The sequence below is a fragment of the Pseudacidovorax sp. DMC4 genome (assembly GCF_056314265.1).
Window position 1 is genome coordinate 49,479 of sequence record NZ_JBQUYR010000001.1, and the last position, 22,518, is coordinate 71,996.

22 protein-coding genes are annotated in these 22,518 nt (G+C 71.3%); 12 read left to right on the plus strand and 10 right to left on the minus strand.

Annotated elements, in window-relative coordinates; translation table 11 throughout:
• Positions 1 to 161 precede the first annotated feature (161 nt).
• The 4 genes from ACT54X_RS00210 to ACT54X_RS00225 are packed head-to-tail and all read right to left on the minus strand — an operon-like array spanning position 162 to position 4,579.
• Positions 162 to 1,445: a putative DNA modification/repair radical SAM protein gene (locus ACT54X_RS00210; RefSeq protein ID WP_476344407.1), complete on the minus strand. Its 1,284-nt coding sequence runs from the start codon at positions 1,443 to 1,445 to the stop codon at positions 162 to 164.
• 51 nt (positions 1,446 to 1,496) lie between these two features.
• Positions 1,497 to 2,474 (minus strand): lysylphosphatidylglycerol synthase domain-containing protein, encoded by a 978-nt coding sequence (locus ACT54X_RS00215; protein ID WP_476344408.1) that lies wholly within the window; start codon positions 2,472 to 2,474, stop codon positions 1,497 to 1,499.
• Between the two features lie 5 nt (positions 2,475 to 2,479).
• Positions 2,480 to 3,769, minus strand: coding sequence for a cardiolipin synthase ClsB (clsB, locus tag ACT54X_RS00220; RefSeq protein ID WP_294366069.1), 1,290 nt, complete (start codon positions 3,767 to 3,769; stop codon positions 2,480 to 2,482).
• A 27-nt stretch (positions 3,770 to 3,796) separates the two neighbouring features.
• The gene (locus ACT54X_RS00225) at positions 3,797 to 4,579 is read right to left on the minus strand and encodes an endonuclease/exonuclease/phosphatase family protein (protein ID WP_354319172.1); all 783 of its coding nucleotides are present in this window, start codon (positions 4,577 to 4,579) and stop codon (positions 3,797 to 3,799) included.
• A 263-nt stretch (positions 4,580 to 4,842) separates the two neighbouring features.
• On the opposite strand from ACT54X_RS00225, the gene ACT54X_RS00230 reads away from it, so the two are divergent.
• Positions 4,843 to 5,262, plus strand: coding sequence for a serine/threonine protein kinase (locus ACT54X_RS00230; protein WP_476344409.1), 420 nt, complete (start codon positions 4,843 to 4,845; stop codon positions 5,260 to 5,262).
• An 88-nt stretch (positions 5,263 to 5,350) separates the two neighbouring features.
• Here ACT54X_RS00230 and ACT54X_RS00235 read toward each other — a convergent pair whose 3' ends face one another.
• Together ACT54X_RS00235 and ACT54X_RS00240 are read right to left on the minus strand one after the other, a co-directional pair.
• Positions 5,351 to 5,881, minus strand: a complete 531-nt coding sequence (locus ACT54X_RS00235) for a Spy/CpxP family protein refolding chaperone (RefSeq protein ID WP_476344411.1) — start codon at positions 5,879 to 5,881, stop codon at positions 5,351 to 5,353.
• Positions 5,882 to 6,072: 191 nt separating this feature from the next.
• Positions 6,073 to 7,152 carry a flavodoxin family protein gene (locus ACT54X_RS00240; RefSeq protein ID WP_354319171.1) on the minus strand — a complete coding sequence of 360 codons (1,080 nt, stop codon included), beginning with the start codon at positions 7,150 to 7,152 and terminating at the stop codon, positions 6,073 to 6,075.
• 257 nt (positions 7,153 to 7,409) lie between these two features.
• Here ACT54X_RS00240 and ACT54X_RS00245 point away from each other — a divergent pair, with 257 nt between their 5' ends.
• On the plus strand, positions 7,410 to 9,281 hold the full coding sequence (locus tag ACT54X_RS00245; protein ID WP_354319170.1) for an adenylate/guanylate cyclase domain-containing protein: 1,872 nt from the start codon (positions 7,410 to 7,412) through the stop codon (positions 9,279 to 9,281).
• Between the two features lie 66 nt (positions 9,282 to 9,347).
• Complete coding sequence (gene ubiM / locus ACT54X_RS00250; protein WP_476344413.1) at positions 9,348 to 10,547, plus strand: 5-demethoxyubiquinol-8 5-hydroxylase UbiM; 1,200 nt, start codon at positions 9,348 to 9,350, stop codon at positions 10,545 to 10,547.
• Between the two features lie 126 nt (positions 10,548 to 10,673).
• Here the strand turns inward: ubiM and ACT54X_RS00255 are convergent, their stop codons facing one another.
• Both ACT54X_RS00255 and ACT54X_RS00260 read right to left on the minus strand, forming a co-directional pair.
• A complete protein-coding gene (locus tag ACT54X_RS00255) occupies positions 10,674 to 11,177 on the minus strand; it encodes a hemerythrin domain-containing protein (RefSeq protein ID WP_294366082.1) in 504 nt (167 codons plus the stop codon).
• A 144-nt stretch (positions 11,178 to 11,321) separates the two neighbouring features.
• Positions 11,322 to 11,633: a plasmid stabilization protein gene (locus ACT54X_RS00260; RefSeq protein WP_476344416.1), complete on the minus strand. Its 312-nt coding sequence runs from the start codon at positions 11,631 to 11,633 to the stop codon at positions 11,322 to 11,324.
• A gap of 144 nt (positions 11,634 to 11,777) precedes the next feature.
• On the opposite strand from ACT54X_RS00260, the gene ACT54X_RS00265 reads away from it, so the two are divergent.
• The 3 genes from ACT54X_RS00265 (at position 11,778) to ACT54X_RS00275 (ending at position 13,997) form a co-directional block, all read left to right on the plus strand.
• Positions 11,778 to 12,182 carry a phage holin family protein gene (locus tag ACT54X_RS00265; RefSeq protein ID WP_476344417.1) on the plus strand — a complete coding sequence of 135 codons (405 nt, stop codon included), beginning with the start codon at positions 11,778 to 11,780 and terminating at the stop codon, positions 12,180 to 12,182.
• 210 nt (positions 12,183 to 12,392) lie between these two features.
• Positions 12,393 to 13,160, plus strand: a complete 768-nt coding sequence (locus ACT54X_RS00270) for a hypothetical protein (RefSeq protein ID WP_354319167.1) — start codon at positions 12,393 to 12,395, stop codon at positions 13,158 to 13,160.
• 39 nt (positions 13,161 to 13,199) lie between these two features.
• The gene (locus tag ACT54X_RS00275; protein ID WP_294366090.1) at positions 13,200 to 13,997 is read left to right on the plus strand and encodes a hypothetical protein; all 798 of its coding nucleotides are present in this window, start codon (positions 13,200 to 13,202) and stop codon (positions 13,995 to 13,997) included.
• A gap of 14 nt (positions 13,998 to 14,011) precedes the next feature.
• On the opposite strand, the gene ACT54X_RS00280 is transcribed toward ACT54X_RS00275, so the two are convergent.
• Positions 14,012 to 15,238 carry an MFS transporter gene (locus ACT54X_RS00280; RefSeq protein ID WP_294366091.1) on the minus strand — a complete coding sequence of 409 codons (1,227 nt, stop codon included), beginning with the start codon at positions 15,236 to 15,238 and terminating at the stop codon, positions 14,012 to 14,014.
• Between the two features lie 82 nt (positions 15,239 to 15,320).
• A complete protein-coding gene (locus tag ACT54X_RS00285; RefSeq protein ID WP_476344421.1) occupies positions 15,321 to 17,372 on the minus strand; it encodes an acetoacetate--CoA ligase in 2,052 nt (683 codons plus the stop codon).
• Positions 17,373 to 17,531: 159 nt separating this feature from the next.
• Here ACT54X_RS00285 and ACT54X_RS00290 point away from each other — a divergent pair, with 159 nt between their 5' ends.
• From ACT54X_RS00290 to ACT54X_RS00315, 6 genes are read left to right on the plus strand one after another with little or no spacing between them, the layout of a single operon-like run.
• On the plus strand, positions 17,532 to 18,272 hold the full coding sequence (locus ACT54X_RS00290) for a TetR/AcrR family transcriptional regulator (protein WP_294366095.1): 741 nt from the start codon (positions 17,532 to 17,534) through the stop codon (positions 18,270 to 18,272).
• The gene (locus ACT54X_RS00295; protein ID WP_294366762.1) at positions 18,269 to 19,216 is read left to right on the plus strand and encodes an ABC transporter substrate-binding protein; all 948 of its coding nucleotides are present in this window, start codon (positions 18,269 to 18,271) and stop codon (positions 19,214 to 19,216) included. Before ACT54X_RS00290 ends, ACT54X_RS00295 begins: the two co-directional genes overlap by 4 nt.
• 45 nt (positions 19,217 to 19,261) lie before the next feature.
• Positions 19,262 to 20,071: an ABC transporter ATP-binding protein gene (locus ACT54X_RS00300; RefSeq protein WP_294366764.1), complete on the plus strand. Its 810-nt coding sequence runs from the start codon at positions 19,262 to 19,264 to the stop codon at positions 20,069 to 20,071.
• A complete protein-coding gene (locus ACT54X_RS00305; protein WP_294366097.1) occupies positions 20,064 to 20,897 on the plus strand; it encodes an ABC transporter permease in 834 nt (277 codons plus the stop codon). The genes ACT54X_RS00300 and ACT54X_RS00305 overlap by 8 nt, the downstream gene beginning before the upstream one ends.
• On the plus strand, positions 20,894 to 21,673 hold the full coding sequence (locus tag ACT54X_RS00310; protein ID WP_294366098.1) for an ABC transporter permease: 780 nt from the start codon (positions 20,894 to 20,896) through the stop codon (positions 21,671 to 21,673). The genes ACT54X_RS00305 and ACT54X_RS00310 overlap by 4 nt, the downstream gene beginning before the upstream one ends.
• 37 nt (positions 21,674 to 21,710) lie before the next feature.
• The gene (locus ACT54X_RS00315; protein ID WP_294366099.1) at positions 21,711 to 22,517 is read left to right on the plus strand and encodes a cyclase family protein; all 807 of its coding nucleotides are present in this window, start codon (positions 21,711 to 21,713) and stop codon (positions 22,515 to 22,517) included.
• The last annotated feature ends 1 nt before the right edge of the window (position 22,518 follow it).

Sequence of the window (22,518 nt, forward strand, 5' to 3'; positions counted from 1 at the left end):
GGCGGAAGCGCCCGTTCTGTAGGCAGGTGACCCGCGGCGCACAGGTCGGATTCATGCGCCTGGGTCAGCGGGGGACTGCAGCACGTGCGCAGACCTGCGTGATGCGCGCGGGCCGGCGCCCGCCGCGTTGCGCGCCCGCCCTGACGCGCCACGCCGGGCGCTCAGAACAGGCTGGCCTGGACGGGCGCCGCGGGCGTGCTGAGCGTGGCGCGCAACGCGGGCGACTCCAGCGCCCGTGCGGGACGATGGCCATCGAGCTGCACGAAGGGCATCACGCGCGCCACGGGCACGCGCAGGCGGCGCAGGTCCTCGGCCCGCAGGCGTCGGTGGCGACGCGCGGCCACCAGCTGCTGCACGGCCCGCACACCGAGGCCGGGCACGCGCAGCAGCAGCTCGCGCGGGGCGGTGTTGAGGTCGATGGGAAAGCGCTCGCGGTGCGCGAGCGCCCAGGCCAGCTTGGGGTCGACGTCCAGCGCCAGCATGCCCTGCTGCGAGGCCGGCACGATCTCGTGGTGCTCGAAGCCATAGAAGCGCATGAGCCAGTCGGCCTGGTAGAGGCGGTGCTCGCGCATCAGCGGGGGCGCTGCGGGCGGGAGGCGGCTGGCCGCATCGGGGATGGGGCTGAAAGCCGAGTAGTACACGCGCCGCAGCCGATAGGCGCCGTAGAGGTTGGCGCTGGTGTCGAGGATGGCCACGTCGGTGGCCGCATCGGCGCCGACGATCATCTGCGTGCTCTGGCCGGCGGGCGCGAAGCGCGGCGCCTTGCCGCGGCGCGGGCCGGTGACGGGCAGGGAGACGGCCTTGGCCGCGGCCACCGCGTCGTCGCCGGCCTGGCCCTTGGCCTCGCCGATGTGCACCGCCATGCGGGCCATCGAACGGCGGATGGCCGTGGCGTCCTTTTCCGGCGCGAGGGCCTCGAGGCCGGCGGGCGTGGGCAGCTCGACGTTGATGCTCAGCCGGTCGGCATAGCGCCCGGCGCGGGCCAGCAGCACCGGATCGGCATCGGGGATGGTCTTGAGGTGGATGTAGCCGCGGAAATCGTGCGCCTCGCGCAGGATGCGCGCCACCTCGACCAGCTGCTCCATGGTGTAGTCGGGGCTGCGGATGATGCCGCTGGACAGGAACAGGCCCTCGATGCAATTGCGGGCGTAGAAGTCGAGCGTGAGGTGCACCACCTCGTCCACCGAGAAGCGGGCCCGCGGCACGTTGCTGCTCACGCGGTTGATGCAGTAGAGGCAGTCGTACTGGCAGAAGTTGGTGAGCAGGATCTTCAGCAGCGAGATGCAGCGTCCATCGGGCGCATAGCTGTGGCAGATGCCCATGCCCTCGGTCGAGCCCATGCCGCGACCGCCCCGCGAGTCGCGCTTGTCCGTGCCGGAGGAGGCACAGGAGGCGTCGTACTTGGCCGCGTCGGCGAGGATGGCGAGTTTGCGCTGGAGGTCCACTGGATGAATATACAGCCCCGCGCCGCCGTTGCGCGAAGGCCCCGCGCGCGATCAGGTCTTGTGCCGGTGGCGCGCCCGCCACTCGGTGACGCCATAGAGCATCACCGCCACGACGAGCGGGAGCAGGTAGTACACCGCCCGATAGGCGAGCAGCGCCCCCAGCAGCGGCGCCTGCGGCACCCGGTGCGACAGCAGCGCGACGAAGACCGCCTCCAGCACGCCCAGCCCCGCGGGCACATGGGTGATGACGCCGGCCACGGCCGCGACCAGCAGCACGGCCAGCACCTGCGGATAGTCGACACGCCCCTGCAGCAACAGCCAGACGATGGCGCCCATCAATGACCAGTTGGCCGCGGACAGCAGCAGCTGGAGCGCACCCATGCGCAGCGAGGGCACTTCCAGCGCATGGCCGCGCACCGTCATCGAGCGCCCGCCCGCGAAGGCGCACAGCAGCAGGTAGACGAGGGCCACGGCCGCCAGCACGACGCCGAGCACGCGAAGCCCACCACTGTCGATGCGCCACTCCGGCGGCAGGGCGAGCGGCGACAGCGCGAAGGCGGCGCCCGCCACCAGCAGGTAGCCGATCCAGTTGGTGAGCATCGAGAAGCCCAGCACCCGCGTGATGTCCGAGGCGCGCAGCCCGAGCCGCGAATAAAGCCGATAGCGGAAGGCCACGCCGCCCACCAGCGAGCCGAAGTTCAGGTTGAAGGCGTAACTGATGAAGGCCACGCCCATGACGGTGGGCGCGCGCAGGCCATGGCCGGTGAGGTGACGGCCGAGCAGGTCGAAGGTGGTGTAGAGCGCAAAGCTGAGGGCCGCGAGGGCCGCCGCGGCGGCCACCAGGGCGAGCGGCAGCGCTTGCAATGCGTCCAGCACCTCGTCCCATTCGATGGTGCGGGCCTGCCGCACGATCAGCCATCCGACCCCCAGCAGGAAGACCCACAGCGCGCCGCGCTTGAGCCAGGGCCACCAGCGCCGCTCGGACGCCGCCGGCCGGGCTGGCGCGCGGGCAGAGGCGGCCGTCGGCATGGCCGTCAGACGGCGTCGGCCGGCTGCGCGCCCAGGGGCGCGGCCGCAGCCGGCGGCACCGCCGGCTTGAGCTGCGGCGCGTGGCGCGGCAGCCAGCTGGTGAGCGAGGGATACCAGCGCAGGAAGTGAAAGACGAAGAAGCTGCGCACCAGGCGCCAGCCGCTCCACTCCTCGGCCAGGTCTTCGGGCGCGATCTGCTTGCAGCTGTGGCGCATCAGGTGCTCCAGCCGCTCGGACAGCACGCGGTTGAAGCCCTCGCCGCGCAGCACCACGTTGGCCTCGAGGTTGAGCGAAAGCGACAGCGGATCGAGGTTGCTCGATCCCACGGTGCTCCATTCGTCGTCCACCAGCGCGACCTTGCCGTGCAGCGGGCGCTCGCAGTATTCGTAGATGCGCACACCGGCATGCAGCAGGTGGTGGTAGAGCATGCTCGCCGCCTTCTTCACGATGGGCATGTCGGGCTCGCCCTGCAGGATCAGCCGCACATCCACGCCCCGCCGCGCCGCCTGCCGCAAGGCCTTGATGAAGCGGTAGCCCGGAAAGAAATAGGCATTGGCGATCACCACGCGCCGACGCGCCTTGCGGATCGCCTCCAGGTAATGGCGCTCGATGTCCGTCGTGTGATGGCGGTTGTCGCGCGTGACCAGCAGGGCCTGCATGCCCTGCGACGCCTGCGGCCCGCGCAGCCGGGTGGCCGTGGGCGGTGCGTCATGGTGGGCGGGCGACTGCTGCAGCGCCTGCACCCGCTTCATGCGCCGCCGGTACCAGCGCGGCTTGCGTGCCCCCAGCGCGATCTCGCGCAGCACAAAGCGGTGCAGCTCGCCCACGATGGGGCCGCGCAGCTCGACCGAATAGTCCTGCTTGGCCTCGGGGCCGAAGTCGGCCAGGTGGTCGGCGGAGTAGTTGATGCCGCCGATGAAGGCGCGCCAGCCATCGACCACGACGATCTTGCGATGCATGCGGCGGAACACGTTGAGCCGCTTGCCGAAGAAGCGCTCGCCGGGGTCGAACACGCGCACCTTCACGCCGGCCGAGGCCAGCTCGCCGAGGAAGCGCGCCGACAGGTCGGGCGAGCCGAAGCCGTCGATCATGAGGTCGACGCTCACGCCACGGCGGCCCGCCTCGCACAGTGCCTCATGCAGCGCAAGGCCGACCTTGTCCTCGAAGAGGATGAAGGTCTCGATGACCACCTCGCGCTCGGCGCGGCGGATGGCCTCGAAGACACGCGGGAAGAAGGCCTCGCCGTTCTCCAGCAGTTCGACGTCGTTGTCAGCGTGCCATGCGGGCGCGGTCATGAGGGCAGTCGCTCCATGGGGCAGGGATCAGAAATGGATTTCGGCCACCAGCGGCGCGTGGTCCGACAGGTGGGACCAGGGCGTGCGCGGCAGCACCACCGGCGAAGAGACGCCGGCATTGCGCACGTAGATGCGGTCCAGCGGCAGCAGCGGAAAGCGGGCCGGGAAGGTGCGGGCGGGCTTGCCCGTGGCGGTCATGAAGACCTCCTTCAGGCCGGCGCCGTCTTCCAGCACGGCATTGGCGCGGCTGCGCCAGTCGTTGAAGTCACCCGCCACGACCAGGGGCGCATCGGCGGGCACCTCGTCGCGGACGATGTGGCAAAGCAGCTCCAGCTGCTGCTGCCGGTGCGCCTCGGCCAGGCCCAGGTGGGCACAGATGGCATGCAGGTCGCCCGCCAGGCCGGGCATGCGGATCACGCAATGCAGAAGGCCGCGCTTCTCCGGCCCCGCCACCGACACGTCATGGTTGCGATGCTGGACGATCGGGAACTTGGACAGCAGCGCATTGCCATGGTGGCCGCGCGGATAGACCGCATTGCGGCCATAGGCGAACTGCGGCCACATGGTGTCCGCGAGGAATTCGTAGTGCGGTGCCTCGGGCCAGTTGTCGACGCGGCGGGCATGCCGCTCGTGCGTGCCCAGCACCTCCTGCAGGAAGACCACGTCGGCACCGACCGTGCGCACGGCCTCGCGCAGTTCCGGCAGGATGAAGCGCCGGTTGAAGGTGGTGAAGCCCTTGTGCGTGTTCACCGTCATCACCTTGAGGCGACGCGCGGGCGCGGGCGCCGCGGCCGGCTCGGGCGGGGGCATGGACAGATCGGATCGGAGCAGTGAGGACACGGGCCGTGTTGTAGGCCGAGGGCCGGAAACGCCCTGTAGGAGCGCGTCCGGTTCCCCACGCCCATTTTTTCGCCAGCCGGTTTCGCTTCGGCAGCGGCCCTTGCGGATGCGGCTCCTACAGGGGCGCGCAGCCGACGCCCACACGGGTGTCGCAATCGGCCCCGCTACGGTGCTTGCACGTCGTCGGGATGGCGACGTCATCCCGCAACTTCATCCAATCGAAGGAGAGACCCATGACCCGCACCACTCGCACCCTGTCCGCACTCGCCGCCGCCGGCCTGATGGCCATCAGCGCGAGCGCCATCGCGCAGACCACGGTGCCCGCGACGCAAGGCCAGGCCAGCACCATGACGCCGGCTGGCGTGCCCAACCCCACGCAGCGCCCCGACGGCACCATGCCCGCCCAGCGCGACAACGTGCGTGCCGAGGCCCGGGCCAACAACCGCATGCCCGACAACACCACGACACCCAGCGGCCAGCCGAGCACCGTGATGAACGGCCAGCCCAATCCGACGCCTCCGGTGAACCAGAACACCCGCGCCGAAGTCCGTGCCGACACCAAGGCCGACATGCAGCGCCGGCCCTATGGCAACACCGGCGAACGTCCCGACGTGCCCACCAACCCCAAGAACATGACCGGCACGCCGAAGTGATCGGCATCGGCGCCGCACCGCGGTGCCGCACGAAAAAAAACCCCGGCCGATAGACCGGGGTTTTTTTCATGGGCAGCCGCTCAGCGTGTCAGCCGCGGGGAGCGTCTCCAGGGCGCGGACCGTGGCCGTGCGGATGCTCGCCCCGTGCATGCATGCGCGGCAGCGTCTCGGCATCGAAGGTCTGGCGCTGCTGCGGCGACAGCTGCGCATAGAAGCCGCGGGTCGCATCGGCCACCTTGGCGAAACGGGCCTGGCGTTCCGCCTGGCGGGCCTGCATGCGGTCCAGCCGCTCGGGGGTGCTGAGCTTGGCCAGATCTTCACGCGCCGCCGGGGGACGCGCTGGCGGCGTGAAGGCGCTGGCATAGGCGTCCCAGGCGGGCTGCTGGGCCGGCGTCAGCTGCAGCTTGGCCTTGAGGGCCTCCATGCGCTTGGCATGGTGCTCCTTCATGCGCTCCATGCGCTGCTGCGGGTCCATGGCCTTGCCAGGGCGCTGGCCGTGCATGCCGGCCGGCGGCGGGGCGCCCTCTGCCGGGGCCGACGGCGCGGGCTGCGCGGAGGCGGCAAAGGCGGCACAGGCCAGCAGGCCGGCCGCGAGGAGGGAATGACGACGGGATTTCATGGTGCTTCCTTTCCGAAGACCGCCACCGGATCGGCAGCGTGCAGACGACTGTGCGCCCCGCAGGTCAAGACGGCGTTCGCCCTCGGTAAGCGACAGGTGTGTCGAGGTAAAGAAGCGTGAAGCCTGCCGCGTGATCGGGCAGGAATCGAGGAGCCGCAACCCCGCGACCCTCGCGCGGGCGTTGCAGCTGCTTACTTGGGCCGCGGCCTCTTCAGGCGCGCATCGGGCGGGGAAAGGCGACCGGCGCGCAGCATCCCTACGGCCGTCGCCACCGCGCGGGCGGCATTGCGGGCCTCTTCCTGCATGGCCTCGTCGGCGTCCAGTGTCTGGTGGCTGGTCGCGTACGGCTCGTAGTAGCCGATGTAGCGGTCGAGTCTGGCCTGGGTGCCCGCGTCGATGAGGCCCATCCAGTCGAGCCAGTCGCAGAGGTTGCGACGCAGGCTTTCGATGCCCGCCACGTCGCCATGCACCACCACGCCATAGGCCCGACCTTCCAGGTGCTTGGGATAGTCCCAGCCCTGGAGCTCCAGCGCCTTGGCTTGCGCGGCCTTCTTGCCGTGGGTGGACGTGGGATCGGGATTGCCGCCGTCGGCACAGACCAGCCGGTCGATCATCGCCTTGAGCGGCGTGGGCGCCTGGTACCAGTGGGTGGGCGTGAAGATCATCACGCCGTGTGCCGCCACCCAGCGCTCGTAGATCTCGTTCATCCAGTCGCCCGTCTGCCGCAGCGAATGGTTGGGATAGCAGCTGCAGGGCCAGTGGCACAGCGGCATGGCGGTGGAGGCGCAGCCCTTGCACGGATGGATGTGCCGGCCGTAGTCGGAGGTGACCCGGCTCAGGTCCAGCACGTCGCACTGCAGGCCCTGGCCCTCGAGCACCTCGCGCGCCAGCTGCAGAAGGCGCCAGCTCTTGGACATCTCGCCGGGGCAGCTGCCGTCGTTGCGCGGCGAGCCGTTGATCAGCAGCACGCGCGAGCGCGTCTCGGGCCGGCTCCATGCGGCCTGCGCCGCGTCGATGCGCGCACGCGCCTCGATCCAGTCCACGGACAGCGCATAGTCCGGATCGGCATACCCCGGCCCCGCCTCCCGCGTCACCGGCGCCTTGCGCCCGTCTTCGTACGCCTCCCAGGCCACCTGTTCGATGCGGCCGATCGCCTCGGCCTCCGCGCGGAAGGCCGGGTCGTGGAAGACCTGCATGAACTGCACGTGGAAGGCCTCTCGCGAGAGGGTGGGCGGCGCCTGGCCGGTGCGGGGGGCGTGGGGATCGTTCATGCGCGGCAGCGTAGGAGTTGTTCCGGGGCCGGGGCCGGCGCGCGTGCCGCCTTGCGCGGTAAGCCCGCGCCGACAGCCTGGAGAACTGCAAACACGCGTCCGCCCTCCTCCACCTCTGTTGACGCTGCGTCTGTACGAGCCCACGACGCCTTGCGCCATCCGGCCCGCACCGCTGCGGAATCAGCAGGACGGCGGTCCGCGGCCCGCAAGATCGTGGGCCGCCGACGGTCCTGCTGCGGCAACCCTGCCCCGCTCGCATGTCGCTCGCGTCCCCCCTGCCCCGCTCCCGTCGCTTCCGGGTCGACGTGGGCACCCTCATCGCGGCCCTGGTGCTGGCGCAGTCGCTCGTGCTCATCGCGCTCGTGGGCTGGGGCGCGCAACGGCTGGTCTCCTCTTTCGGCGAGGGAGCGCAGCGGGCCAGCCACCAGCGGGTCCAGGAGAAGGTCGAGGCCTTCCTGGAGCGGGCCGCCACGGCGGTGGACGCGATGGTGCAGGCGCCCCACCTTGCGCCTGCCGGCAGCAGCGCCGACGACACCGCCGAGCTGCTGTGGGTGCTGCTGCAGCAGGCGCCCGAACTCGACAGCCTGTACGTGGCCGACGCGCGCGGCCGCATGCTGATGGTGCAGCGCTACCCCGACCTCGCCGTGCGCCGCATCGTGCGCGCGCACGACGCCACCACCGAAACCTGGGACTACAAGGTGCGCCCCGACCTTCGGCTGATGCCGGCGCAGCGCTTTGCCACCACGCGCAGGCGCATGCTCACCAGCAGCTACGACCCGCTGGCGGCTCCCTGGTATCGGCAGGCCACGCAGGCGGGGCGCCCGGTGTGGACCGCGCCCTACGAGTTCCAGGTGGCGCACGAGCTGGGCGTGACCTACGCGCGGCCCGATCTGCGCACGCGCGACAACGACGCCCCGGACCAGGTGGCGGCGGGGGACGTGACCCTGGGCCGGCTGTCGGACTTCGTGCGCCAGTTCGCCCGCGCCGGCGAGGGCGACAGCGCGCTGCTCAGCGCCGACCTGCGCGTGCTGGCGCGCAGCGACCGGCCCGGCCGCATCACCCGGCTGGAGTCGCCCGCCGACGGCGTGCTCGCGGCCCTGCGCGAGCCGCTGGCCCGCGCAGGGGCCGCGAGCTTCACGATCACCTACCGCGGCGAGCGCTACCTCGTGCAGAGTTCGGTGATCGTGGCCACCGGCTGGCGGCTGGTCAGCTGGGTGCCCGAGGAGCGCGTGCTGGGCGGCGTGCACCGGGCGGTCGGCGGCGCGATGGCCACCGCGCTGGGCTTACTGGGCGTGGTGCTGCTGCTGTCGCTGCGCCTGGCCCGCCGCGTGACGGCGCCGGTGGAGCGCCTGGCCGAATTCGCGCGCCGGATCGGACGGCTGGAGCTGGACGGCCCGGCCCCCGCACAAAGCCGCGTGCTGGAGATCCAGCACCTGGCGCAGGCCCTGGACGACTCCGCCCGCGGGCTGCGCGCCTTCCGGCAGTTCGTGCCCGTGCAGCTGGTGCGGCAGCTCATGGCCGAAGGGTTGCCCCTGGGCGCCAGCGGCCGGCTGCGGCGGGTGACGATCATGTTCACCGACATCGCCGGCTTCACCGGGCTGGCCGAAGGCACCCCCGCGCCGGTGCTGGTGGCGCAGCTCACGGACTACTTCAACCTGACGGCGGCGGTAATCGCGCGCCATGGCGGCACCATCGACAAGTACATCGGCGACGGGATGATGGTGCTGTGGGGTGCCCCCACCGCGCTGCCCGACGCGGAGCTGCGCGCCTGCCGCGCCGCCCTCGACCTGCAGGCCGAGGTGGACGCCCTCAACGACCGTGCACGGGCCGCGGGCCGCGCGCCGCTGCCCACGCGCATCGGCATCCACACCGGGCCGGTGATCGCGGGCGTGCTGGGCTCCAACGACCGGCTGGCCTACACGGCCATCGGCGATGCCGTCAACGTGGCGAGCCGGGTGGAAGAACTCAACACCGCGCTGGGCACGCGGATCCTCATCTCCGAGGCCACCTGGCAAGGCGTGGCCGAGCGCCTGCCCGTGCGGCGCATCGCCACCGAAACCCTGCTGCGCGGCCGGCAGGCGCCCCTGACGGTGTACGAACTGCTCGAGGACCGGGCTGCCACGGGTTGAGGCCGGTCAAGCCGATGCGGCAGGGCGCTGGCCACAATGGACGGCCCGACTTCCGCCGCGAGACCCATGCGCTCCACCGATCCGCTCGACATCGCCATCGTGGGCGCCGGCCCCACCGGACTCGCCCTGGGCATCGCCCTCGCCCGCCAGGGCTACGGCGTGGACGTGCTCGACCATCAGGACGCCGACGCCCTCGCCGCGCCCGCCGACGACGGCCGCGAGATCGCCCTGACCCACGCCAGCGTCGGGCTGCTGCGCGAGCTGGGCATCTGGCCACACCTGCCGGCCGCGGCGATCGGCCGCATCCGCGAAGCCCGGGTGACGGACGGCGGCCCCGCCTCGCCCGCCCTGCGCTTCCACACGGCGGGAACAGGCTGCGAGGCGCTGGGCGCCATAGTTGCCAACCATGCGATCCGACGGGCATGCTTTGCGGCGGCCGCATCGCAGGAGCGCCTGCGGCTGCATCCCGGCCAGCGCGTGCAGCAGGTGCACATCGACGCGGACCATGCCCACATCGCCCGCGAAGGCGGCGCGCCGCTGCGCGCACGGCTGCTGGTGGCGGCCGACAGCCGCTTCTCGGGCCTGCGGCGCCAGCTCGGCGTGGGCGCTGCCTTGCAGGACTTCGGCCGCACCATGGTGGTCTGTCGCGTGGCCCACGAGGCCGCGGACCATGGCGAGGTGGCGCACGAATGCTTTGGTCCGGAGCGCACGCTGGCCATGCTGCCCCTGCCGGGCCGCTTCAGCTCTGCCGTGCTGACGGTGCCGGGCGCGCAGGCCTCTCGGCTGTGCAGCCTGCCGGCCGACGCGTTCGCGCAGGAGATCCAGCGCCAGTTCGGCGACGGGCTGGGCCCGCTGCGCGTGGCCGGCGAACGCAACGCCTATCCGCTTGTGGCGACCTATGCCGAACGCTTTGCGGGCCACCGCTTCGCGCTGGCGGGCGATGCCGCCGTGGGCATGCACCCGGTCACTGCCCATGGCTTCAACCTGGGGCTGCAAGGCGTGCGCAGCCTGTGTGCCGCCCTCTCGCAGCGGCCCCTGTCCGACGACCCGGGCCGGGCGGACCGGCTGCAACGGTACGAGCGGGTGCACCGCCGCGAGACGGCGCCGATCTACCACGGCACCAATGCCGTGGCGCGCCTCTATGCCGGACAGACCGGCCCGCACCGGCTGCTGCGCAGCCTGGTGCTCGAAGCCGCACGCCGGCTGCAGCCGGTGCGCGCCGCCATCACGCGGCAGCTGATCGGAGCCGGTCCCGCACGTTTCTGAGCGACTGAAGAGAGGAAATGTCGAGGGCTTCGCGCCTTCGGCCGCGGGCAACCGCTGCGGGCACGCGTGCCGCGCAAGGCGCGAGGCATTCCCTGCCGCCGGCGCGCACGCCAGCGCCAGCCCGCCTCAGGCGGGCGTCGCCACCGCCTCTTCGGCAGCGGGCGAACAGGCCGTGGAGCCACAGCCCTTCATCGGCTCTGCCGGCAGCGCGTGGGGCCGGCCGACCTCGCCGGTCTCCATGTCGAAGCCCACGCTGCGCAGATGCAGCGCGAGGCCGGCGTCCATGGTCTGCGCGTGGTGCACGAACCAGGCGCCCAGCTGGCGCGCCAGCTCGCGCACCAGGGCGAGATCGCCGCGCTGCCCGGCCGCCAGGCCATCGCGCATGGCGTGCAGCACCACCTTGTGCTGCACGCTGTGGCAGTTGGCGACGGAAAAGCCCGTGGCCTGCATCCATTGGTCCTCGCGCGAGAAATGGGCATCGGTGTGGTCGATCAGCCCGCTCCAGCACGCCAGCAGTTGCTCGTCCGGCGCCTGCTCGACGTCGGCCAGCAGCAACACGAATTCCTCATGGGTGCGGTCCATCACGGGGGCGTCCAGCACCAGGGCTTCGGACCATTGCAGGGTGGCCATCGTCGTCTCTCCACGCAGTTGGTTGGGGGAGATTGCAGGGTAGGCCGGCATGGCAGCCACCGCCTTGACGGGGCGCAAGGCAAGCCAAGCCGCTGTCCACACCCAGCCCCGCGCCGCCTCGCTGCCAAGCGGGCCGACGGACGCTCAGTGCTTCGCTGCGGCGTTGCGCTTGCGCGTGGCCGCGGCCTTCTTTGCCGAGGCGGAACGCTCCGCCGCCGTGCGCGAGGCCGATGCCTGGCCTCCGGCATGGCCGCCCTTGCGCGAGGGTGCATGGTTCGTGGCATGGCCGCGGCCCGAGCCGCTCTTCTCGCCGCCCCCGGTCTCCTTGTTCACGGTGGCCCAGGCGCGGCGCTCGGCCTCTCTCTCGGAGACGCCACGCGATTCGTAGCCTTCCTCGATGTGCTCGGCCTGGCGTTTCTGCTTGCCGGTGTAGGCGGACTTGTCGCCACGGGGCATGGTGATCTCCTGTGTTGCAAGACAGCACATGCTCGCCCCGTGGCCGTCTGCGCCTGTAGGCCGAAGCGAAACGGCCCTGTGCGCGGCTGGCGGGGTACGGCGGGCGCGGCGCCGCCCGCCGGGACGCCGACCTATCATCGGCCGATGCTCGCGAACCTCACGCCCTTCCTCCTCCACTGGGCCATCACCGCCTTCTCGCTCTGGGTGGCCAGCCACATCTTCCGCGGGCTGCAGTTCGACGGCACGGGCTCGCTGGTGGTGTCGGCATTGCTGCTGGGTCTGGCCAATGCCATCGTCAAGCCGCTGCTGATCTTCCTGACGCTGCCGCTCACGCTGCTGACCTTCGGCCTGTTCCTGCTGGTCATCAACGCGCTGATGATCCTGCTGGTGGCGGCGCTGGTGAAGAGCTTCCGGGTGTCGGGTTTCTGGACCGCCCTGTTCGCCAGCATCTTCATCTCGCTGCTGAGCATGCTGATCGGCACGCTGGTGGACGGCGGCGACCCGGCCACCCGCATCCAGCTGCCGCAAGGCACGGGCAACTGGCTCTAGCGCCCGCGGGGCACGGTCGTCACACACGTCACGCCCGCCCGCTTTCCGTTCACCAATCTGCAAGCCTGTTAAAGAAGCGACGCGTGTGCGCGCCGCTTTTGACGGTGTTGGGCCGCCGAGTGCGGCTTTCACGACATCAGGCCATGGCGATCGCCGTGCAGCTGCCCAGAATCGACAGAACGATTCACAGGGAGCCGGCAAGGAGACGTCATGAGACGCGCCATTTCGATCTGCGTGGTCGCTGCGATGCTCGCCGCATGCGCGGGCCGACCACAGCCAGACAACACGCCCGTCAGTGCCACCCCGGGCCATCCGCTGCCGCATCCGCGCGTGGAGATCTTCTACAACGCCGAGCCCGAACTGGTGGTGCGCGACTCGGGGGCCATTCCCGCCGTGGGCCTGATCGGGCTGCTGGGCCCCGTGGGTGCGCTGGCGGCGATGGGCGTCGATGCCCTCAGCCGCGGCAACGCGACCCAGCAGGCCGGCGAGCGCAGCCAGCGCTTCACGCAGGCCGTGCGCGGCGAGGGCAGTGACCTCGCCCTCAACCACGAGTACGCGCAGCGCCTGGCCGAGGCGCTGCGTTCGACCGGCCGCGAGGTCAAGCTCACGCCCGCGGCACGCGCCCTGGGCACGGCCGGGGAACTGCACCTGGAGGGGCTGACGCCCACGCCGGGCCATGACGTGCTGCTGTTGCGCATCTCCACCGCCTACTGGGCGCCCGACCTGGGTTCGAGCTTCCGACCCTATGCCCGGGTGGAGTACGCGCTGCGCGACGACCAGCTGGCGCCGCTGGCCTGGGATTCGGTGTCGTTCCGGTCGGCCGAGCCCCGCTACTACGCCTACGACACGCTGCTGAAGGAGAACCGCACCGCCTACGACGGCCTGCGCCAGGCGCTGTTCGCGACCCTTCCCGGCGTGATGCGCAAGAACTTCCCCAGCCTCCCGACGCCCGCGCTCCGCACCGCCGGAACGCCCTGACCGGCCCCTCGCGCCTCACCCCGATTCCCTCCCATCCCCATGATCGACTCGCCCCCCTCACCCACTCTCGAACGCACGGGCCCCTTCGTCCCGGACGGCTGGCGCAGCCTGGTGGAGCCGCTGTGCGAACTCAAGGAGGCGCTGGACCATGCCGTGCGCTGGCCCGAGCACATGCCCCGGCACGGCCGTGCCGCACAGGTCCTGGCCACGCACGGCCTGACGCTGCAACAGGCCGCCGCGCTCCGGACCTCCCACCTGCCCGACCGCTTTGCCCGGCATCTGCTGGGCGACTGGTTCGCCGCCACCGGCGAGCCCGTCGGCACCTGGGAGCGCAGCAGCCTGCCCCCCTGGTGCACGCTCGGCTGGGTGCGCAAGGACGCCTATCGCCTCACGCCCGAGCGGCCACAGGCACGGTTGCGCGCCCTCGTGGACGAACTCCATGCGGACCCCGAAGCCATGGACGCCACCGCCCATGGCCTGGCCGGCATCCCCCTCTTCTGGGCCGGCGAGGGCAAGAACCGCTGTCAGCTCTACCGCCTGGCCGGACGCGCACGGGTGGGCAGGCTCAGCCTGTACGCGGCGCCCGACCTGTCCGCCTGGCGCCTGGCGCCGGTGATGGGCGCCCGGCATGTGGTGGCGCTCATCGCGCCCGACGGGCGGGTGCAGCTGCTGCCGTTCGGCCGGGCCTCCAGGCCGCTGCTGCTCGCACTGGGCGTGACGTGGCGGCCCCGGCCCGTGCTGCGGCCCTGGATCGAGTCGCTGCAGCGCGGCCAGCCCATGCCGCATGTCCAGGCCGAGTACCGGTTGCGCGCGTCGATCCTCGCGCCGGCGGCCTGAGAAGAGCACCTGACTCAGGACGGGCGCGAGGGCGCCTCTTCCACCGGCGGAGGGCTGAACAGGTAGGGCAGCAGGCCCGCCAGCAGCAGCGCCGCCGCACAGCCGAAGATGGCGGCGAAGGCGCCATCCACCGGCCAGCCGCGGCGCTGGCCCGCCTCGGCGATCAGGCCGAAGGCCCAGGAGGCACCGGCGGAGCCCAGGAAGACGCAGGTGTTCAGAACGCCCAGGCCCCGTCCGCGCAGCGCCGCCGGCACCAGCGCGCGGCCGTGGCTCATCACCAGCGGATGCAGCATGCCGGCCGTGACCACGAAGGTCAGCAGGGTCAGGTCCAGCGCCAGACCGACCGCGGGCCAGGCCGTGAGCGCCAGGGCCGCCGAGAACGAGAAGGCCGTCCAGCCCGCCACGGTGGTACGCAGCGAGCTGCGGCGCACCACCAGCGGAATGGTCAGCGCGCCCAGGATGCCCCCAGCGCTCACCACCATCAGCGCCAGTCCCCGCGCATCGGCCCCCAGCCCGAAGACCTGCGCGAAGTAGGGCCCGCCCCAGGCATTGCGGAAACTGGTGCCTGCCGCCATGGCGATGCACATCGGGATGAGCGTCCACAGCGCCCTGCGGCGCAGCAGGCCGGCGCTGGCCAGCACCATGGCGGCCGGGCTTTCCTGCCGGGCCAGGGCATGGCCCTGGTCGCGCACATGCCGCCACACGCCGATGCAGGCGAGCAGCATCGCGACGCCGCCGAGCGCGATGGCCGGCCGCCAGCCGATGCGATGCGCCGCCCAGCCCAGGGGCGCCGTGGCCACCAGCGAGCCCACCATGCCCACGGCATTGGCCCGGCTGATGAAGGCGGCGAAGCGCGCGGGCGGCAACTGCTCGGCCGCGTAATGCATCAGCCCCATGAAGACCGGTGCGCAGGCCAGCCCCAGGCCCGCCTGCGCCACCATGGCGGCGGCGCCATTGGGCGCCCCGACCAGCAGGGCCGCCGACACCACGCCGATGGCCAGCAGCCAGCGGCTGGGACGGCCCACGCCCCAGCGGTCGAAGGCCACGCCGACCGGGACCTGGGCGATGGCGAAGGCCAGGAAGAAGCTGGAAGACAACGCACCGAAGCCGGCGGGTGAGAGCGCCAGGTCGTGCTGCAGCTCCGGCGCGATGACCGCGAGGCAGCTGCGGAAGAACTGGCTGAGGGAGAAGGCGAAAGTCAGCGCGACGAGGCCGCGCGAAGTGGCTGACGGGGACGGCATGTGGAGGGCCATTGTCCGGCCCCCGCCGCAGCGGCATCGACCACCGGCGCGACAGGCCGGTCGCCCGGCCGCCGTCGCTGGCTCAGGCTGCGGCCTGTGCCCGCCGTTCCGCCAGCGCCACGTACCAGCCCAGGCAGCCCGGGTTGGCCATGGCCTCCTTGTTGACCACCTTGTCGATGGGCTGCCCCAGCAGCAGCTTCTTGATCGGCAGCTCCTGCTTCTTGCCCGAGAGGGTGCGCGGGATCTCGGCCACCTCGAAGATGTCATCAGGCAGGAAGCGCGGCGACAGGCTGGCGCGGATCGCGTCGTTGAGCTTGTGGCGCATCGCGTCGTCCAGCGCCACGCCGGGGCGCAGCACCACGAAGAGCGGCATGTAGCTGTCGCGGCCCAGGTACTCCAGGTCGACCACCATGGAGTCGAGCACCTCGGGCAGCGACTCCACCGCGTTGTAGATCTCGCTGGTGCCCATGCGCAGGCCCTGGCGGTTGATGGTGGCGTCGCTGCGGCCGTAGATGACGCAGCCGCCGTCGGTGCCCACCTTGAGCCAGTCGCCATGCCGCCAGACGCCGGGATAGGTGTCGAAGTAGCTCGACAGGTAGCGCGCGTTGCCCGGGTCGTTCCAGAAGTACAGCGGCATGGAGGGAATGGGCTCGGTGCAGACCAGTTCGCCCACCTCGCCAACCACGGCCTGGCCGGTCTCGTTCCAGGCATGGACGGCGGCACCCATGAAGCGGCACTGCATCTGGCCCGGCACCTCGGGCAGCTCGCGGTTGCCGCCGACGAAGGCGCCGCAGAAGTCCGTGCCCCCAGAAATGTTGCACCACCAGGCCTCGCCATCGGCGCCGCCCTTGAGCGCGCCGGCCTTCGGCACGAGGCCGGCGGCGAGCTTCGCTTCCTGCATCTGCGCACTGCCCCAGCGCTGCACCTCCTCCGCCAGCGGCGAGCCGGTGCTGCCCAGCGCGCGCACGCGCGAGAGGTCGCCGCAATCCACCGCGCGCACGCCGGCCTTCATGCAGTTGCTGAAGTAGGCCGCGCCGGCGCCGAAGAAGGTCACGCCGTGGCGCGCCACGAAGCGCCACAGCACCGACCAGTCGGGCTGCTCCTTGCTGTGGGCCGGATGGCCGTCGTAGAGCACACAGGTAGTGCCCGACACCAGGCCCGACAGCTGCGCATTCCACATCACCCAGCCGGTGGAGCTGAACCAGTGGAAGCGCTCGCCGAAGCTGTTGGCCGCATAGCTGCTGCCCAGGTCGTAATGGATCTGCGACAACGCCATCGACATCAGGATGCCGCCCTGGCCGTGCACGATGGGCTTGGGCAGGCCGGTGGTGCCGCTGGAATAGACGATCCACACCGGATGGTCGAAGGGCAGCCATTCGGGCGCGAAGGCCGCGACCTCGGCATCGTCCCGGCCGCTGGCGGTGGTCCAGTCGATGTCATGCGGCAACGGCTCGGCCGCATGCGGCGTGCGCAGCAGCAGCAGGCGCTCGGCGGTGGGCAGCTGCGCGCGCAGCTCGCGCACCACCGCGCTGCGGTCCAGCGCCTTCTGGCCGTAGTGCACGCCGTCGACGGCGATCAGCACCTTGGGCTCGATCTGCCGGAAGCGGTCGGCCACGGCGGCGGTGCCCATGTCGGGCGCGCACACGCTCCACACGGCGCCGATGCTGGAGCAGGCCAGAAAGGCCACCATGGTCTCGGGGATGTTGGGCAGGTAGGCCGCCACGCGGTCGCCGCGCTTCACGCCCAGAGCCTTGAGCGAGAGCGCCACCGATGCGATCTGGCGCTGGAGCTCGGGCCAGGACATCTCGCGCACCTCGCCCGCCTCGTTCTCACTGACGATGGCCGGCATGCCCGCCGCATGGGCGGGCTCGACGTGGCGCAGCACCTGCCACGCGTAGTTGACCTGCGCGCCCGGGAACCACACGGCCCCCGGCATGCGTCGGTCTGCCAGCACCGCGCGGTGCGGCGTGGGCGACTGGATGCCCGCATAGTCCCAGATGGCCTGCCAGAAGCCATGCAGGTCGGTCACCGACCATTGCCACAGCGCGTCGTAGCTGTCGAACACCAGGCCGCGGTGGTCGCGCAGCCAGTTCTGGAAGAGGCGGATCTGGGGAACGTAGGCGGGAGCGGTCATCCGGCCAGCGTAGTGCGGCAGTGCAGCACGCTCAATGCGGATTGGCCCCAGCCGCGTCGTCTGCGCGACTGGCGCCGCCCACCCGGTGCCGTGGCAGGGAGCGGCGGCTCATGGTTTGTACGTGTGTGCAAGACTGTTGTACGGTCGTTCAATAGGCGCATGAGTGCCCGGCCGACCTCCGCTCCTACCGCGCGCCGCGCGGCCCGTGGCGCAGCCGCCGAGCCCCGTCCGGACCGCCGCCACGCCATCCTGCTGGCGGCCGAAAAGCTCTTCGCCCGCCACGGCTACCACGCCGTGAGCATCCGCCAGATCGCCGACGAAGCCGGCGTGCCGCTGGCGCTGGTGGGCTACTACTTCGGCCCCAAGAATGCGCTGTTCGAGGCCATCTTCGAGCACTGGAACCAGACCATCGAGCGTCGGCTGGCCGCGCTGGCCGCGGTGCCCATCGACCCGGCCAACGCAAAGACCCTGCCACGCATCATCGACGCCTTCACCGCGCCGGTGCTGGCCCTGCGCGCCAGCAGCGAAGGCGAGTACTACGCGCGGCTGGTGGCCCGCGAGCTCTCGCACGTCACCGAAGAGGCCGACCGCGTGCTGCGCCATTACTTCGACCCGCTGGCCAACGCCTTCATCGACGCCCTGCAGCGCGCCCTGCCCCATGCCACGCGGGCGCAGGTGGCCTGGGGCTATCAGTTCGCGCTCGGCGCGCTGCTGCACCACCTGACCGATACCCGGGTGGAGCGCCTGTCCGGCGGCGAGGCCCAGGCCAACGATGCGGCCGGCAGCGCACTGCTGGTGGCCTTCATCGCCGGCGGGCTGCGCGCCGCCATGCCCCGTCCCCGCGCCGCCCGCACGACCGCGGCGCCTGCCAAGAAGACCAACCCACGGAGACAAGCCTGATGAAAAGACGCACCGCACTCTCGGCGCTCGGCGCCGCCACACTGACCGCCGCGGCGCTGCCCGCCCGCGCGCAGGGCACGACGAAGATCGTGTTCGGCTTCACGGCCGTGACCGACTTCGCCACGGTCTTCGTGGCCAAGGAAGAGGGTTACTTCACCAAGCGCGCGCTGGACGTGGAGCCCAAGTTCATCCCGCTCAACTCGACCATCCCGGCCGCATTGCAGTCCGACTCGCTCACCATCGGGGGGCCCACGCCCTCGGTCTTCCTGCAGGCGGTGGATGGCGGCCTGGACCTGGTGCTGGTGGCCGGCGGCGGCCTCACGGCCAAGAGCATCACGGGCTTCGGCCTGGTGGCGCGCGCCGGCTCGGGCATCAAGAATGCGCAGGACTGCGTGGGCAAGAAGATCGGCGTGCCAGGCCTGAGCGCCTTCCTGCACGTGACCTTCCGCGCCTGGCTCAAGGACCAGGGCGTGGACTACCGCAAGGTCAACTTCGTCGAGGCCGCCTTCCCGCAGCATGCGGACCTGCTGCGCGGCGGCTCGGTGGACGCGGTGGTGTCGGCCGATCCCTTCATGAGCCGCATCACCGAATCGGGCGCGGGCTACGTGGCGAGCTACTACTCCACCTTCCTGCCCGAGGGCAACCAGACCATCGTGCACGCCGCCCGCCGCGACTGGGCCGAGAAGAACCCGCAGGCGGTGCGCGGCTTCCGCGAGTCGCTGGTGGAGGCGGCGGCCTTCATGGGCCAGGCGAAGAACGACGCCCGCGTGCGCGCCGCCATCGGCAAGTACATCAAGCTGCCGCCCGAGGTGCTGGCCAAGGTGCAGATCTCGCCGCCCGGGCCGGTGGTCACCGACAAGCAGCTGGCCTACTGGGTGGGGCTGATGAAGGACCAGGACATGCTCAAGGGCGCGCCCGACGTGGCGCGGCTGATCGCGCGCTGAGGCGGTTCGCACGTCATGGGAGCTCCCGACTTCATGGCCACCCGGATGGCCGCCGAGGCGACGCCGGCGACGTCCTCCAAGGCCGCGCCGCTGCTGCGCTTCGACGAAGTGAGCATCCGCCTGGGCGGCCGCGAGATCCTCTCGCCCACCAGCTTCGAGGTGCGACGCGGCGAGTTCGTGTGCATCGTCGGCGCCAGCGGCTGCGGCAAGACGACGCTGCTGCGCACCGCCAGCGCACTGGTCGCGCCCACGACGGGCCGCGTGCTGCGCCACGGCGTGCCCATCACCCAACCCGCGCGCGAGATCGCCTTCGTGTTCCAGGACTACGGCCGCGCCCTGCTGCCGTGGCGCACGGTGGAAGGCAATGTGCGCCTCGCGCTGGAGGCCGCGCACGTGCCCTCGGCCGAACATGCCGCCCGTGCGGCCAAGGTGCTGGCCAAGGTCGGCCTGGCGGCGCATGCGCAGAAGTTTCCGCTGCAGCTGTCGGGCGGGATGCAGCAGCGTGTGCAGATCGCCCGCTGCCTGGCCCAGCAGCCCGAGTTGATGCTGATGGACGAGCCCTTCGGCGCACTGGACGCGATGACGCGTCAGGGCCTGCAGGACGAGCTGGCCCGCCTGGTGCGCGACGACGGCCTGACGGTGATCTTCGTCACCCACGACCTGGAAGAGGCCATCTACCTCGGCGACCGCGTGGTGGCCCTGCAGGCCAACCCAGGCCCCGGTCGGCCCAGCCTGGCGCGCATGATCGACGTGCCCATTCCCCGGCCGCGCGACCAGCTGACGACGCGCGAGCATCCCGAGTTCGTGCGCCTGCGTCGCGAACTCTTCACCTTCATCGAGGAAGGCCATGGCTGAGCGGGCTGCGCACCACACGGCCGTTCGCGCCGGGCCTGTCGAAGCGCCGCCCCGCAGCTCGACCATCCCGCGCGCCCTGGCACGCCTGCGCCCCTGGGCCATCCCCGCCCTGCTGCTGCTCGCATTCGAGCTCTACGCCCGCCGCGCGTCGGCCCTGGGCAGCGATTCGCTGGCGCCCGTGAGTGCGGCGGTGAAAGCCTGGTGGGGCGCAGCCTTGGACGGCTCGCTCTGGCAGGCCACCGCCTTCACCCTCGGCACTGCCGCCCTCGGCCTGGGGGTCGGCGCCCTGCTCGCCCTGGCCGGCGGCATCGCGCTGGGCCTCTCGGCACGCGCGGCCCGCATGGGCTTCATGACCACCGAGCTGCTGCGCACTGTGCCCTCGGTGGCACTCATCCCGCTGGCCATGCTGATGTTCGGCTTCGGCGTGCGCATGGAGATGGCGGTGGTCGCCTTCGCCACCTTCTGGCCGCTGATGCTGCTGGTGCAGGCCGCCGTGCGACAGGTGGAGCCGCGGCTGCTGGAGGTGAGCCGCGTGCTCGGCCTGTCGGCGCGCGAGCGCGCCTTCAAGATCGTGCTGCCGGCCATCGCGCCGCGGCTCTTCGTCGCGCTGCGCCTGGGCGTGGCCGTGGCGCTGGTGGTGGCCGTGACGGTGGAGATCGCCGCCAACCCTAACGGCATGGGCTACGCCATGATGATCGCGCAGCAGAGCTTCGACCCTGCGCTGATGCTGGCCTGGCTGGGCTGGATCGGCGTGGTGGGCTATGCGATCAACGCGGGCATGCTGCGGCTGCAGCAGCGCGTGGGTCGTCGCATGGGGGCCGCATGAACGAGCGCCTGAAGATGAGCAGCTGGCTGGGCTCGGCCCTGGTGCTCTGCGCACTGATCGCGCTGTGGTGGCTGGCCAGCAACCTGGGCTGGGTCAGCCGCGTCTTCCTGCCCACGCCGCAGGCGACGTGGGACGCGCTGGCCGAGGGCTTCAACCTGCGCGGCAACGGCCATGGCGAACTGGCAGGCTGGACGCTGGACACCGTCGGCCGCATGCTGCAGGGCTGGCTGCTGGCCTCGCTCGCGGGTGTGGCGCTGGGCGTGTTCATCGGCGCCTCGGCCGCGGCCCGGGCATGGCTGCAGCCCATGCTGGAGTTCATCCGGCCGCTGCCGGCCTCGGCCGTGCTGCCGGTGGCCATCGCCATCTTCGGGCTGAGCCCGCGCATGGTGCTGGTGGTGGTGGCATTCGGCGCGATGTGGCCGGTGCTGCTGGCGACGGTGCATGGCCTGGCGACCGTCGATGCGCGGCTGGCCGAGGTCACGCGCTGCCTGCAGCTGTCCCGCACCGCCTTCATCCTCAAGATCGGCCTGCCGCACGCCATGCCCGACATCCTGGCCGGCATGCGCCTGGCCCTCACCGTCGCGCTGATCGTGGCGGTGGTGGGCGAAATGATCGCCTCGCAGGGCGGCCTGGGCCAGGCCATCCTGCTGGCGGCACGCGCCTTCCGGGCCAGCGAGCTGTTCGCCGGCATCGTGCTGCTGGGGCTGATCGGCTTCGTCAGCAATGGCTTGCTGGCCTTCGCAGAACACAAATTGCTGCGCTGGCAGCGGCCCTGAACCCCACACACCACACACACCCACAAGGAGACCCGCCATGCCCCGCAGATTCGTCGACCTTTCCATCTACCTCGAGAACGACGTGGTGAGCGACCCGCCGCCCTTCGCGCCCAAGATCCAGTACTTCACGCACGAGAACACGGTCGAACAGATCGTGCCCTTCTTCCCCGGCCTGCAGAAGGCCGACCTGCCCGACGGCGAGGGCTGGGCGGTGGAGCAGGTGCAGCTGTCCACGCACAACGGCACGCACCTGGATGCGCCCTACCACTTCCACTCGACCATGGACAAGGCGCTGGGCGAGAAGAAGCCCGCCATCACCATCGATGCCGTGCCGCTGGAGTGGTGCTTCCAGCCCGGCGTGAAGCTGGACTTCCGCCACTTCGCCGACGGCTACGTGGTGACGGCCGCCGACGTGGAGGCCGAGTTGGCGCGCATCGGCCACGTGCTCAAGCCGCTGGAGATCGTGGTGGTCAACACCCGCGCCGGCGAGCGCTACGGCCAGAACGATTATGTCTCCAGCGGCTGCGGCATGGGCTACGAGGCCACCATGTACCTGCTGGAGCGCGGCGTGCGCCTGACCGGCACCGACGGCTGGAGCTGGGACGCGCCCTTCGTCCACACCGCGCAGAAATACGGCGAGACCAAGGACGCCGGCCTGATCTGGGAAGGCCACAAGGCCGGCCGCGACATCGGCTACTGCCACATCGAGAAGCTGCACAACCTGGAGGCGCTGCCGCCCGATGGCTTCTTCATCAGCTGCTTCCCGCACAAGATCCGTGGCGCGTCCGCAGGCTGGACGCGCGCCGTCGCCATCTTCGACGACACCCTGATGGCCTCAGCCTGAG